Origin of the sequence: Akkermansia muciniphila (assembly GCF_018709685.1) — a bacterium.
In the GTDB taxonomy this organism is placed as follows: domain Bacteria; phylum Verrucomicrobiota; class Verrucomicrobiia; order Verrucomicrobiales; family Akkermansiaceae; genus Akkermansia; species Akkermansia muciniphila_E.
In genome coordinates this window covers 36,143-50,345 of record NZ_JABDHQ010000008.1, presented here as the reverse complement: position 1 = coordinate 50,345, position 14,203 = coordinate 36,143, and the positions used below count along the sequence as shown (strand labels likewise).

Annotated in this window: 5 protein-coding genes; 2 read left to right on the top strand and 3 right to left on the bottom strand. The window is 62.7% G+C overall.

What is annotated here, in order from left to right; all coding sequences use genetic code 11:
- Positions 1-188 precede the first annotated feature (188 nt).
- Positions 189-6,308 (top strand): alpha-2-macroglobulin family protein, encoded by a 6,120-nt coding sequence (locus HHJ06_RS06805; protein WP_215428598.1) that lies wholly within the window; start codon positions 189-191, stop codon positions 6,306-6,308.
- A gap of 31 nt (positions 6,309-6,339) precedes the next feature.
- The gene (locus HHJ06_RS06800) at positions 6,340-8,625 is read left to right on the top strand and encodes a transglycosylase domain-containing protein (protein ID WP_215428597.1); all 2,286 of its coding nucleotides are present in this window, start codon (positions 6,340-6,342) and stop codon (positions 8,623-8,625) included.
- Between the two features lie 19 nt (positions 8,626-8,644).
- On the opposite strand, the gene HHJ06_RS06795 is transcribed toward HHJ06_RS06800, so the two are convergent.
- The 3 genes from HHJ06_RS06795 to HHJ06_RS06785 all read right to left on the bottom strand — a co-directional run bounded on the left by HHJ06_RS06795 (position 8,645) and on the right by HHJ06_RS06785 (position 14,202).
- Complete coding sequence (locus HHJ06_RS06795) at positions 8,645-8,983, bottom strand: cupin domain-containing protein (protein WP_215428596.1); 339 nt, start codon at positions 8,981-8,983, stop codon at positions 8,645-8,647.
- Between the two features lie 309 nt (positions 8,984-9,292).
- Positions 9,293-11,563, bottom strand: coding sequence for a ribonuclease R family protein (locus tag HHJ06_RS06790; RefSeq protein WP_215428595.1), 2,271 nt, complete (start codon positions 11,561-11,563; stop codon positions 9,293-9,295).
- 125 nt (positions 11,564-11,688) lie between these two features.
- Positions 11,689-14,202 (bottom strand): U32 family peptidase, encoded by a 2,514-nt coding sequence (locus HHJ06_RS06785; RefSeq protein ID WP_215428594.1) that lies wholly within the window; start codon positions 14,200-14,202, stop codon positions 11,689-11,691.
- Position 14,203: the final 1 nt, after the last annotated feature.

Below are 14,203 nucleotides of genomic sequence, written 5' to 3'. Positions count from 1 at the left end.
GTTCAATAAGCGCATTTGCGCTTCCGCTTCATTTTTTGCCGCTTGCGGATTTTCTGCTTGTGTTGAAGACTCAAAAGTAGGAGAAGATGGGTACATAGAATTACCCTCCTCCCATGAAACCCTATTCTTTTGCTATTGGTTGCTTCTTAGGAATTTGCAGTGTTTGTTCAGAATTTGCCGCCACAACGGTGGCTTATCCGCCTCACTCGCCCTCCCATCTGGAAAAGGGGAAGCCGTTCCAACTGGTCTTTGACAAGGCCGTGGTACCCGCTTCCGAGGTAGGAAAACCGGCGGATCCGGCGCTGACGTCCTTTTCCCCGGAGGAGAAACCGTGGAAACTGGCATTCGACAAGTCCACCGTACCGGTGACGGAACTGGAGGAGGCAGGGCTGACAGAGCTGACGCTTCTTCCTCCTTCCTTGAAGTTTTCTTCCAAATGGATTACTCCCAACGTACTGGAGTTCATACCGCTGGAGGAGGTCCCCTTCCGGGCCTCCTATCTATGGAAACCGGCGGAGAACACCCGTTTTCTGGACGGTTCCCCGGTGCCGTCCGTTCCGCTGCGCCTGACAGGGCGCGCGACCTGGAATTTCTACCTGTCTTCCGTGGACAGGGGCTGGCAGGGGGGTGAAGTTTACCCGTGGGAAAGTTTTTTCCTGGTGATTCCGGATTATATTTCGGACAAGAGCAATTTTGCAGTCAGTTTGTATCGCAACGGCAAGAATTTTCTGATGCTTCCAGGCTATTGTTCATGGGAAGAAGCGTTGGAGAAGAATCTCGTTTTTACCACCGTTTCGGACGAAAAACAGCTCCAGTCTGGAGATTTTATGGAGCAGCTTAAAGCAGGAGCTTCGGGGCACGATATGGGGTTCCGCCTGCGGCCCGCCACGTTGAAGGAGGTGAGAGACGCCAAATCCTACCGTGTGAGAAATATTGCCGGGGAGGGAAGGTTCAAAGGCAGTCCTGACGGCATGGCCGTTCCCGGCGTGTACGTTATTCAGCCGGAAGGGATGTTCCGGTATGGAAGGAGCTATTATCTGGTCAGCCGGGATGCTTCTTTTCTCTCTTCCCGTGGAGGGGGGCTGAAAACCGGACTGGAGGAAACCAAGCTGGGCACCGTGCCCCGTTTTTCCGCTTCCGGTTATTACCATGCGTTTTCCGGCAGCGGAGGCCGTTTAACCCTGGAATGGACCCTCCCTGTACAGATTGGGGATTTGGAACAATTCTGCCGGGACCATGTGGAGTTGTTCGTGCAGGGCGGCAAGAAGCCCATGGAGTACGAGGAACAGGAGGGAGGCTTTGTCGCGTCCCTGGGCGGGGAAGACGGGGATACCGCGCGGAAGGTAGTGATCCGCCTGGACAGGGGACGGCTGGCGGATATGAAGCAGATACGCCCCCAGTGGTATTCCTCCCTGCCTTTCCTGGTGAGCGGAGAGGGCGCCGTGTTCAAACTGCGGTGGAAGCTGAAGGGCGTCCGTTCCGTGGATGGCCAGGAATTGTCCCGGAAGAATGCGGAGGATTGCGTGGAGGTAAGGCCGGAGGCTCCCTCCCTGTACCTGGATGCGGGCAATAACGGCATCATGTACGCCGGTTCCCGCCAATTGAAAGCTTCCGTCAGCAATTTGAGGGATTTAACCGTGCGGGGCTACCGGATCAGGGATGGCTACCAGCACCAGACGATGGCGGCTTACAGGAAGATTTATGAGCGTGACCGGGAGGCGCCACTTTCCCGTACCGTGACGGACCTTGACCGGAGGCATTTTCTGCCTGCCGAACTTCTTGCCGCGGATAAAAAGGGGGCGCTGGCCCTGGATGTCCGTGACAAAACGGAAGCGTCCATCGGCCTGGACGGCCTGTTTGGAGGGGCCGTGGAGCCGGGCATGTATTTCATTGAGGTGGAGGGGCGCGTCAGTGATCCGGTGCTGGAGGCGTACAAGTTGTTCGGCGCGCCTTCAGAGAACGGAGGCAGAAGGGAGTTCAGCAGGGATGAGGCTTCTTATGCCGTGCAGGCCCTCGTTCAGGTGACGGATATGGGCGTCCTGCACAAGAAGACGGCGGATGATATGTTTGTGTACGTGTATTCCCTGGCTACCGGGAAAGCTGCGGAAAAGGCGCAGGTCCAGCTCCTGGACGCCGGGGGCGCCGTGCTGGCTTCCGTTCCCGTGGAGCAGGGCGTCGTGCGGCTGCCCATGACCGGGATGGGCGGGAAGGCCGCTTACGTGCGCGTCCTGTCCGGGGCGGACAGTTACCTGAGTCCCCTGGAAGACTGGCCGGGAAAAGTGAGTACGTGGTCCTTTGACGTGAAGACCCTGCCTTATGAATGGGAGGCCCTGGGGCTGAACCCGGCCACCACCGCGGAAACCAGGCTGTTCATGTTCTCTGACCGGAACCTTTACCGGCCGGGAGAGACGATGCACCTGAAGGGAATCGTGAGGTCCCTGCTGGACAACTGCCTTACCCCGGCCCCCGTGGAGGAAGTCAAGCTGACCGTCCGGGACAGCCGGGACCGGGAAGTGGCCGTCAGGCAGGTGAATTTGTCTGATGCGGGAACGTTTGACCTGGATTTCACCTTCCCTGAGGAAGAGACGGGAACCTATACCGTCCTTGCCAGCCTGCGGCTGAAAGGGGATTCCGTGCAGGAGGAGAAGGAAGATGACTCCTCCGGCGGGGACGACTATAAAAAATATTACCGTCAGGAATTCCACAAGAGCAACCGGGAGTTCCGGTATCCCGTAGAGGTGGCCGAGTTCAAGCGGAATGAGTTTGAAGTAGAGGAAAGGATTCATGACCTGAAACCGGGGGCCGCTGTCCTGAAGGCCGACGTGAAGGCCACGAATTTCACGGGCACCCCCGTTTCCGGCGGCAAGGTGAACTGGTCTCTGCGCAGCGTACCGTCCAATTTTTATCCCGCCGGATACAGGGATTACCGTTTCGGGGATTACCGGAATGAGGATGCAGGCTACTGGCAGGCTTATTACGGTTATTCCGGCGGCGGAGCCTCTTCCGGCATGAAGCAGCAGTCCGCCGTGCTGGACGGGAAAGGCGCGAATACGGTGGAGTTTTCCCTGGCCGGCCAGTCCTTCCCCAGGGTCAGGCGGCTGTCCCTCCAGGCTTCCGTGGTGAACGGGAATGAGCAGTTGGTCAAGGCTTCCCGGAGCGCCGTCTGGAATCCGGCTTCCGTGTTTGTGGGGGTGAAGAACAGCTCTTCCATCTGCCGCCAGGGAACGCCTCTGGATTTGCGCCTGATTGCGCTGGGGCTGGACGGGAAGCCCTACGCGGGAAGTGACCTGGACCTGGACATGACGGTGACGCGCACCGCTTTCCGCCCTGTGCGGTACGAGAGCGATGATGCCACGACCGTGCGCAATGACGAGGTAACGGCCACGGTGATGAAGGAGACGCTGACCGTGACTCCGGCGGATTCCGCCGATATCCGGACCGGAGGAAAGGCCGTCTCCATCCCCACCGCGCAGGACGGCATATACGAGGTGGCTTTTTCCGGACGTGACGCGGAGGGGCGGGAATTCCGCACCGCCGTGAAGTACTGGGTTTACGGCAGTGACGTTTCCCCGTGGGAATACCATGACGGCCTGAAAGTGAAGATCATCCCGGACAAGCAGCTGTACAAGCCGGGAGAGACGGCCCGCCTTCTGGTCCAGACGCCCATTGAGGGGGAAGTGATGGTAACGGTGGAACGGGAGAAGGTGCTGCGGAGCTTCGCCAGAAAGCTAACGCTGGACAACCCCGTGATTGAAGTGCCGCTGGAAGATGCGGACGCCCCGAATGTCTATGTCTCCGTTTTTCTGGTGAAGGGAGCGGATTTGAGCGGCCGCAAGGCCCGCAATCCCCAGTTGAAGCTGGGATACGCCGCCCTGAAGGTGCAGCCCGTCCGGCATACCCTGAATGTAAAGGTGTCTCCGCCCGCCGGCATGTCCCGGCCCGGTTCCCTTGCCGTGGTCAGCGGCGTGGTGACGGATTATCTGGGCAGGCCGGTCCGGAATGCGGAGGTGTGCCTGTTTGCGGAGGATGAGGGCACCCTCCAGGTCATCGGTTACAGAACGCCCCTGCCCATCCGTTATTTTTATGCGGACCGCCCCCTGTCCGTGGGCACGTGGACCACGCTGGAACAAATTCTGGATGAAGACTGGGGCGCCCGCCCCACGGATAACAAGGGCGTGTTCATTGGCGGCGGGGATTCTTCCGACGGTTCCCGGAAAGCGCCGGAGAACCTGGATTTAAGGAAGAATTTCAACCCGTGCGCCGTGTGGCTGGCCTCACTCCGCACGGACGGGGAAGGCCGGTTCAAGGCGGAATACAGGAATCCGGATACGCTGACCCGCTACCGGGTGATGGCGGTCGCCCTGGCGGGGGATTCCGCTTTCGGAACCGGGGAAGGGGCTTACGTGGTGAACAAGCCTGTGATGCTGGAACCCGCTCCCCCCTTCACCGCGACGGAAGGCGATTCCCTGAATATTCCGGTGACGGTGAGCCAGATGGGTGACAGGAAGGGACCGTGGGTAGTCACGCTGAAATCCGGTTCCGCTGCCGCCACCGTGCCGCAGCCCGTGCAGACGCTGACCTTGAACGGAAACCAGCCTGAAACGCTGGTGTTCAACGTGAAATTCACGCAGCCCGGAGAAGCGCGGCTGACCTGGGACATACGTGCCGCTGACGGCAGCGGCACGCCATATTCCTCCGGGGTTTACTCCCTGCTGAAGGATTCCGTGGAGCATGCGTTTGAGGTGGTGCCTCCCTTCCCGGACCTGCGGGAATTGCGCTGTTTCTCCCTTTCCTCCGGGAAGACGCTGGACGTGCCGGAGCTGGTGACCACGCCCTTTCTGAAGGGAACCCCCATCCGGGTGACGCTCGGCACGTCTCCCCTGCTGTATGCGGACGGCAGCGTGAATTACCTGCTGCGGTATCCGTACGGCTGCCTGGAACAGCTTTCCTCTTCCACGCTCCCGTGGATTTATGAGCCGCTTCTGGCCAAATACCTTCCCGGCTTCAAGGGGAAATCTCCGGAGGACCGTGCGCGGGCCCTGCGGAGCGGCGTGTACAAGATCATGAAGAACCAGCTTTCCTCCGGCGCCCTGGCCTACTGGGAGGGAAGCGGGGAGGTGAGCGAGTACTGCCCGTATGCCGCGCTGGTGCTGACCCTGGCGCGGGAACACGGAGTTTACGTGCCGGAGCGTGATCTTGACAAGCTGTACGCCTATCTGGAGCGGCAGTTGTCTGAAAAGCCCCGTGAGGGGCTCCTGGCGGCCTGGACGCTGGCCCGCGCGGGGCGCATGCCCGCCTCCCTGCTCAACCGCCTGCTGGACCAGGCCCGCGGGCTGGGGGCGGAAGACCGCCTGTACCTGGCGCTGGCTGCGGCGCTTTCCCCCCGTCCGGAGGCGAAGGCCCAGGCCCGGACCCTGATGAAGGTTTCCACGGAGGAAATGAGGGAACCCCGCTGCCGCCTTCTGGCGGCCCTGGCGGAGATGGCCCTGGCCCCCGGTGATGAAGCGGTCCGGGAAAGGCTGGAACGCCTGATTGTGGACAGAACGTCGGGTTCCTTCGGGGGCCGGGCGCCGTACTCCACCTGGACTTCCGGCTGGGACGTCCTTCTGCTGGGGGAATACCTGAAAGGCTTGCAGGAAGCTCCCCTTTCCGCTCCCTTCCGCGTGGAACGGGGCGGCCGGACGCTTGACGGCGTATGCTCCGTGTCTTCTCCGGCCCGGTTCCTCGCCGCAGTCGGGGAGAAAGCCGTGCTCAGCCTTCCGGAGGCCGGAACCAGGGTGTACGGCATGGCGGAGGCCCATGGGCGCAGCAGCACGCAGCGCGACGGCGCCGCCGTCAACAAGGGCTTTGCCGTTTCACGCATTTATGAAAAGCTTACCCCGGAAGGGACGTGGGCGCCCGCGGCGGAGTTTGCCGTAGGGGATCTGGTGAGGATCACCCTGCAAGTGGACAAGGCTCCGGACCCGCTGACGTACGTAGTGATGGAGGATTACCTGCCCTCCGCCTTTGAAGCCGTGAATCCGGCTCTGCTTTCCCAGATACCGGGAGGCCGGGAGAGCGAGGCGGAGGACGAGGGAAACCGCTGGTTCTACTGGAGCGGATGGGTGTCCCACCGGGAATTCCTGAAGGACCGGGTGCGCTTCTTCGCCAATTCCTGGAGGGAGGGCCGGTTTACGGCGCGCTATCTGGCGCGGGTGACCAAGTCCGGCTCCGTCATCGCTCCGTCCGCCAAGGCGGAACTGATGTACAAGCCGGAAACTTACGGACTGGGCATTCCCCAGAAGCTGACCGTCTCTCCGGGGCGGTGACCACGGTTTTCTTCCGATGCGGCGCAGATTCATGACCAGGGCATTCTTCAAGGGGCTCTTGAAACGGAAAAACCTTCTCCGGGCTGCGGGAGGGCTGGCCGCGGCGTGGCTGCTTGCATGGTATGCGGTCCCCTGGCTGGTTCCCCTGCCGGAAGGGCTGCTTCATCCGGAAGAACGGGGCGCCCTTGTCCTGGACAGGGACGGCGCAAGGATCGCCACGCTGCCGGGGCCGGATTATTACCACACGGAGCCCGTCCGGCTGCGGGAGGTGCCGGACATGTTGCTGAAGGCTACGCTGGCGGCGGAGGACAAACGCTTTTTCAGCCATGGCGGGGCGGACTTTCTGGCCCTGGCCCGCGCTGTGGCTGTGAATGCCGCGGGCGGGGAAGTCGTGTCCGGAGCGTCCACCATCACCCAGCAGCTCGCCAAGAATGCCAATCCTCCCTCTCCCAGGAACCTCCCCGCCAAGGCCAGGGAATTCTTCCAGGCCCGGCGCATGGAGATGAGCATGAGCAAGGAGGCTATTCTGGAGTCCTATTTCAACCGCCTGGATTACGGCAATCTGCGCCGGGGACCCGCCGCGGCGGCGCGTTTCTACTTTGGCCGGGAGATGTCGCGCCTGTCCCTGGCGGAATGCGCGCTGCTGGCCGGGCTGCCGCAGGGGCCTTCCTTCCTGAACCCCCTCCGGCATCCGGAACGTGCATTGCAGCGGCGGAACCTGGTTCTCCGGCGCATGAGGGAAGAGGGCTGGGCCGCCCCCGGCATGGTGGACCGTGCCCTGCTGGAACCCCTGTTCAGCGCGGGGGCGGAAGAAGACCGCCGGCCGCTGGCCCCCCATGTGACGGTCGCCCTGATGCATGCGGGCCGCACGGGAGAGGTGCGCACCACGCTGGATTCCTCTCTGCAGCGCGGCGCTCTGGAGATCGTGAAGCGGGAGCTGGAGCGCCTGAAGGGCCACCATGTGACGCAGGCCGCCGTGGTCGTGGTGGAGAACGCCACGGGGAATATCCTCTGCCTGGCAGGGTCCGCTGACAGGAACCATCCGGCGGGGGGATTGCTGGACGGCACCGCGCTGCGGCGCTCCCCCGGCTCCGCCCTGAAGCCCTTCGTGTATGCCCAGGCGTTTGTCCTGGGGGCGTATCCTGGGACGGTGCTGCCGGATGTGCCCACCACATACCGGAGCGCGCACGGGCTGGAAGCGCCGCAGAATTACAACAGGAACTATATGGGCCCCATTTCCATCAGGCAGGCGCTGGCCTGTTCCCAGAACATTCCGGCCATGAGGGCGCTGGGGACGTTCGGTGGTCCGGCCCGGCTGCTGAAACTGCTGGAAAATCTGGGTATCCGGAGCATTCAGGGTGACGCCGCGCGTTATGGCCTGGGGCTGGCCATCGGCAATGCGGAGGTAACGTTGAGGGAGCTGACGGGAGCTTATGCGTGCCTGGCCCGCGGAGGCACCTTCCTGCCCCTGAAGCTGGAACAGGGATCTCCTGAGCAGGAACGGCCCGTACTCCCCGCGGAAGCCTGCTTCCTGACGGCGGATATTCTGGCGGACCGGGAAGCGCGGCTGCCTGCGTTCAGTGATGCGGAGGTGATGGACCTGCCTTTCCGGTATGCCTGCAAGACGGGCACCTCCTCTGATTTCCGGGACAATTGGTGCGTGGGTTTTACGCGTGAAATCACCGTGGGCGTGTGGGTAGGCAACTTTGACGCCTCCCCCATGAAGCAGGTGGGGGGCATGGCCGGGGCCGCTCCCATTTTTGCCGGGGTCATGAAGCTGGCGCACCGGGACCTTTCCCCCTCCTTCCCCTGCGCCGTTCCCGGCATGGTCCGCATCCGCATTGACGCCCGCACGGGCAGGCGGGAAGGCGCGCTGCCTGTGCCGCAGGCCCATGCCCGGGAGGAATGGGCCTCACCGGAAACGATGCCGCAGGAGGCCGCGGCGGCGGATTATGACGCGGCGGGCCGCGCCTGCCTGGACAGCCGTTACACGGAATGGTTCACCAGTCCCTCCTGCACGGCGGGGGACGCTTACTGCCTGCTTCCTGCTGCCTGGTCCGGGGAGGCGCCGCGCATCCTGGTTCCGGCGGACGGTTCACGCCTGGTTCTGGACCCGGAAATGCCCGGAGAGGGACGGCGCCTTAAACTGCGCTCCAATCTTCCGGCCGGGGCCGTCTGGTCCTCCCCCACCCTGGCTATCGTGCAGTATGGGGATGAGGCTTCCGCCCTGCTGGAACCGGGGACGCATGTCATTACCGTGCGCCATCCGGAACTGAATCTGGAACAGCACGCAACCGTTACCGTCAGGGAATTGTAACAGGAGGGGGCCCTCCTGGTCAGTCCAGCGGGAGGATGGACGTGACCAGCATCTTGAACCGTCCCTGGGCGATCACGGAATGGGGCACGCCTGCGGGGATCATCAGGGTCTGGCCCTGCGGCACGTTCATGGAATCATTGCCCACGGTAAAAAAGGCCGTGCCGTCCAGTACCTGCACCAGGGCGGGGCCGGGCGTCTGGTGGGTGGGGAGGAGCTGCTCGTCGTCAAAGGCCAGAATGGTCATGTTGACGCCTTTGGAGCGCACCAGGGCCAGGCTGGTGATTTGTCCGTCGCGGTATTCAATCAGGTCCGCGTAAGTAAAAGGCGCCCGTTCGGGGATGTGCTGGATGGCTGTCATGCAGGTTGGACACCCTCATTTCCCCCTGCCGTTTCCGTCATGACAGGCTTCCGGGAAAAAGGCCCGCTCCGGACCCGGGAGCGGACCTTGGCATTCAGCATTCATATCGCGCTTACTTACGGGTTCAACGTCCTGGTTTCATAGGCGTGGGGTCGGTTTCACAAGTAAACAGCAACCAGTCTATACACGAAAAGGGCAATTTACTTCAAGAAAATTTTTAGTAAAAAAGTTCGGAGATGATTCTCCTGCAAGGAGAACCGCGGTTAATGCCCGTTCCGCCGCGTTTCCGCGGCGTCCCTCCCTGCGCGCCTAGCGGGCGCGGCGCCTGCGCCCGTTGGAGCGTTTCCCCCTTTTTCCGGTTGCGGCCGTTTTTTCCGGCTCTCCGCGTTTCTCCCGGGAGGCAATGGTGAAATCCGCCCATTGCTGGTCACGGTCCACCTTCACGGGGATGACGGGAATGCGCAGCCCCGCGCACAGCACGGAGCCGTGATCGTTCTTCCAGCGGTTGGCAAAGGCCTCATACACCCAGCGGCCGCCGGGAAGCTGGTCGGGCTTGATCAGTCCCTTGACCTGGAGGCGGGGGATTTCCAGCATCACGCCGAAGTGGCGCGTTTCCGTAATCAGCGCCTCGTGCACCTCCGGATGGTCCGCGAAGCACTGGCCTTCCAGCCATTCAAAGAGCTTCATGCGGTTGGCGTCCTTTTCCGCGCTGGCGGAGGTGCGCTCCGTTTCTGAAATATGCTCCGCATCCTCTTCCAGCCTGCTCACGCTGCCGGGGCCTTTGGCTCCCTTGGGGGGATTGGCCAGCAGGGGGTCCAGGGAACGGTGCACCACCAGGTCCGCGTAACGGCGGATAGGGCTGGTGAAATGGCAGTAATTGGGGGTGGCCAGGCCGTAATGGCCCAGGGGTTCCGTGTCGTACCTGGCGCGCATCAGGCTTTTCAGCAGAGCCAGCTTGAGGAGCTGTTCATCCGGGGAACCCTTGATGGACTTCATCAGTTCATTCAGGTACTGCCGCTGGCTGATGTCGTGGACGGGATGCCCGTAAAGTTTGCATAGCTGGCCGAACTCGAACAGTTTGGCGGAGTCCGGCTCTTCATGGACGCGGTAGATGGTGGGGCGGTTCTTGTTCTTCAGCGTCAGGGCCACGGCTCCATTGGCCGCCAGCATGCATTCTTCAATAAGCTGGTGGCTCTCGTCATACTCTTCCGTGATAATGTCCGTCACGCGGCCGTCCTTGTCCATGACGGCGCGCACTTCCGGAAAGTCCAGGTCCAGGGCTCCCTTGGCATAGCGGTTGCGGCGCAGGATGGAGGCGAGCTTCCAGGCCTCCCGGACCATGGAGGGAATTTCCCCCTTGTCATGCCCCTTCATCATGGTGAAGGCTTCCTGGTAGGTCAGGCGCGCCTTGCTGCGGATAAAGGCGTCCGCAAAGCGGGCGCCGAGCAGCTTGCCCTTTTTGTCAAACTTCATTTCGCACACCTTCGTCAGGCGGACGACGTCCGGACGCAGGCTGCACAAATCGTCGGAAAGGCGCGGAGGCAGCATGGGAAGAACGCGGTCCGGCAGGTAGGTGGAATTGCCGCGGCGCAGGGCTTCCTCATCCAGCGCGCTGCCGCGCTTCACGAAGTGGGAGACGTCCGCAATGTGGACGGCCAGCGTCCAGCCTTGCGGGGTGGCCTTGATGGAAATGGCGTCGTCAAAGTCCTTGGCGCTCGCGGGGTCAATGGTGATGACGGTGCGGTCCGTCCAGTCCTCCCGGCGGGCAAGCTCTCCGGAGGAAGGGTCTTTGGGCAGGTTTTCCAGTTCCCGGAGCACGGCGGCGGGGAATTCCACGGGCAGGTCATACTTCCTGATGACGGATTCCATGTCCACGTGGGGATCGTCCGGGTAACCCAGCACCTCCACGATTTTCCCGCGCGGGGCCTTCTTTTCCTCCCCGCGGGACACGGGCTCCACGGAAACCAGTTGGCCCGGGAGCACCTCCATGGCGGGTTTTTCCACCAGGTCAATATATTCCGGGGAGCCGATGCCGTCCCCCAGCACGCGCCCCAATTTATTTTTTCCGGCGCGGAAAACCCCCAGCCAGCGTGAGCGGGCGCGTTCCGTCACTTCCTCCACGCGGGCTTTCATGCCCGTGTCCGGCCTGGAGAAGAGGTCCCGGCGGTCGTTCCGGCGTCCTTTGGACGCCTTGCGTTCCACGTGGGCGGCCACCCGGTCCCCGTCCAGGGCGGTCCCCAGGTGGTTGGGCTTCAGTTCCAGTTCCGGAATGGCCTCCAGGTCCCAGCCCATGGCCGCGGCGGCGGGGTCTTCCTTCCTCGGGATAAAAAGAATCTTCCCGGAGCGCAGGATGCGGATCATGCCGTGCACCAGGTCCCGGCGCTCCCGCTTCAGGGCGTACCTGCCTTTTTGCAGGCGCACGAGCCTGCCTTCCTCTTCCAGCTGGTCCACCAGGGCGCGGAAGTCCTGTTTCTGCCGTGAATCCACATTCAGGGAGCGTGCCAGTTCAGACTTGCTCTGGGGTTCGTAATGTCTGTCCTCCATGTGGCGGATCAGGCGGTCTTTCAGGGGAGTATTCATCTTGAGGAAATTCCGGGGAAGGGGTCTTCCATTCCCATTGAAGCCATCATAATGCGGTTTTTGCGCGGCTTCAAGGCGCGGGTAGTGCATTCTTTACCCGCTTTTTCCTTTGCGCCCCCCCTGCGTCATCTGGGCCGGAGCGTTCCTTCCGTAGTACCCAGCTGTTCCGCAACATCCAGTTCCCGGATGAGCCGCGCAGCCGTGCAGGCGCCGTCCAGAAGCCCCCGGTAGCGGGACACCAGCAGGCGTGCCTTCTCCGGTGAATCATCCAGCAGTTCCACGCGGAAGCGGAAAAGGCCCTGGCGGCGGAAGTCCCGGAAAAAGCCGGCTCCCGTCTGGGCGCGTCCGTTGAACAGCGTATTGCGGCAGCCTGCGTCCGCCAGCAGAGGATGAAGCTGACCCACGCGGTCCCGCAGCTGCACCCGGTATTGCTCGCAGGGGCGCCCGCAATTCTTGTAACTGGTGCCGCCGGAAAGGAAGGTGCAGAAGACGCAATGCTCCATGTGGAACATGGGCATGTGCTGGTGCAGGGTCAGTTCAAACCATTCCGGCGGGGCGCTGCGGAGCAGGTCCTCCACCTGCCCGGCGTTCAGATCATAGGAGATGGTGAGGAATTCCAAATTACCCTGTTCCTTCAGGATGGCCGCGCTGCAAGGATTGGCCACGTTCAGGGAAAAGTCTCCGATGCGGCGCAGGGCGGAATGGCGGAAGTACTGGGCCGCGCCCAGGTTGCGGATGAGGATGCCGTCCGGCTCCGCCCGTTCCATGAGCTTGAAATAGCCTGTTTCCGACGGTTTCTGGATGCGGGGCGTCGCCAGGAAAACGGGAGAGCCTTTCTCATTCTTCCGCACGGCTTCCACTCCTGCCGCGTAGTCCCGGAGGTCTTCAAAGTCCAGGTACACGGCGTCCGCGCCGGAATCCAGCGCGGCGGGTATCTGTTCCACCCTGCGGCACAGCACGGACAGGCGCGGGGGCGTATCCGGAGCGGCAGTTCCCGCCGGGAGCGCGGGAAGGACGAACGGCGCCGGAAGGCGGGAAGGGGGAGCGGATGTTTCCCTCTCCTGCCGGACTGCCTGAATCCGTTCCACCAGGGCGCGGCGCGTCTGGTTGAGAACGCTCAGCGGGAGCATCAGCCCTTCCGGCAGGCGGCATTCACAGGTGGCCAGGCGGAATCCCGTTCCCCCCAGCCTGCCGAGCTGCTGTTCCAGCGTTTCAGGAGTCAGCGGGCGTTTCTCCGCCGTTTGAAGCGGCTGGGCGGATTGCACGGAACACCCGTATTCCGGGCATGAAACCGTAAGGGATTCCCCGGCGCGCCCCGTGCAGGTCAAGTGAAGGGGGGTGGCCGCTTCCGGCAGGTGTTCCCGCATCTTTTTCAGCTCCGCATTCAGGGCCGGGTCATCCGTTTTCCAGAGCTTCTGCCCCGGTTTCACCCGGTTCCAGTCAATGCGGGAAGCTTTTCCGTGGAAGAAAAGGCGGTTTCTCTGCACCTTCCAGATGCGGCCCCCCTGTTCTTCATTCCGGTCCTCCCCGGCGTCGATGACGAAGCCGTCCCCGGGCGCGAGGGGCACCTCCCCTTCCGGCCTGATGTCCAGCCAGCCATGGCCGCTGTCCGTAATGACGCCCGCATAAGCGCCGCGCTTCTTGCCGTGGCGTCCGTGGGTTAGGCGCGGGTGGTCCGTGCCGTCCAGCCAGCCTGTGGAAAAGCCGCGTGAAAATACCATTTCCAGTGCATAGCGGTCCCGTGCGGTAACCATGCCGTCCACGGGCAATCCGGCGCAGGCGGCGTCCAGGGCCTTCCTGTAGGCCGCCGTCACCGCGGCGACATATTCCGGGCTTTTCAGGCGTCCCTCTATCTTGTAGCTCTTCACGCCCAGGCGGACCAGGTCAGGGATGCGGTCAATGGCGCACAGGTCCTGCGGGCTGAGCAGGTAGCGCCTTTCCCCCAGGGGAACCTGTTTGCCGTCCACAACCAGGGCGTACGGCAGGCGGCAGGCTTGCGCGCATTCCCCCCGGTTGGCGCTGCGCTGGCCCAGGCTTTCCGACGTGAGGCACTGGCCGGAATAGGCCACGCAGAGCGCGCCGTGCACGAACACCTCAAGAGGGATGTCCGTATGGCGCGCGCATTCCCCGATCTCCTTCAGGCTCAATTCCCGAGCCAGCACGGCCTGCTTCAGGTCCAGAAAACCGGAGGCGAATTCCAGCCCGGCGGGGGAGGTGAGCGTCATCTGGGTGGAGGCGTGCAGCTCCAGCTTCATGGCGGAATCCTGCCTGCCCCATTCCGTCAGGCAGCGTGCCAGCCCGACATCCTGCACAATGACGCCGTTCACGCCGGCGGCGTTGAGATGGCCCAGGTAGTCCAAGGCGTCCTCCAGCTCCGAGGTGAAAATAAGCGTATTCATCGTCACGTACCCCTTCACGCCGTGAGCGTGGAGGAAGCGCATCAGCTCCGGCAGGGAATCCAGCGTGAAATTGTCTGCGCGCAAGCGCGCGTTAAAGCGGTCCAGGCCAAAATAAATGGCGTCTGCGCCATTGGCTACGGCGGCGCGGGCGCACTCCATGTCCCCGGCGGGGGAGAGCAATTCCGGGCGCAGGTCTCCGGGCCGGAGGGAGGAAAGGGTGGTATCGTCGTCAGGAGTCACG

Bases quoted from the DNA above. Each gene is read 5' to 3' on its own strand.
- HHJ06_RS06795 (WP_215428596.1), bottom strand. From the start codon at position 8,983: ATGACAGCCATCCAGCACATCCCCGAACGGGCGCCTTTTACTTACGCG.
- HHJ06_RS06790 (WP_215428595.1), bottom strand. From the start codon at position 11,563: ATGAATACTCCCCTGAAAGACCGCCTGATCCGCCACATGGAGGACAGA.
- HHJ06_RS06800 (WP_215428597.1), top strand. From the start codon at position 6,340: ATGACCAGGGCATTCTTCAAGGGGCTCTTGAAACGGAAAAACCTTCTC.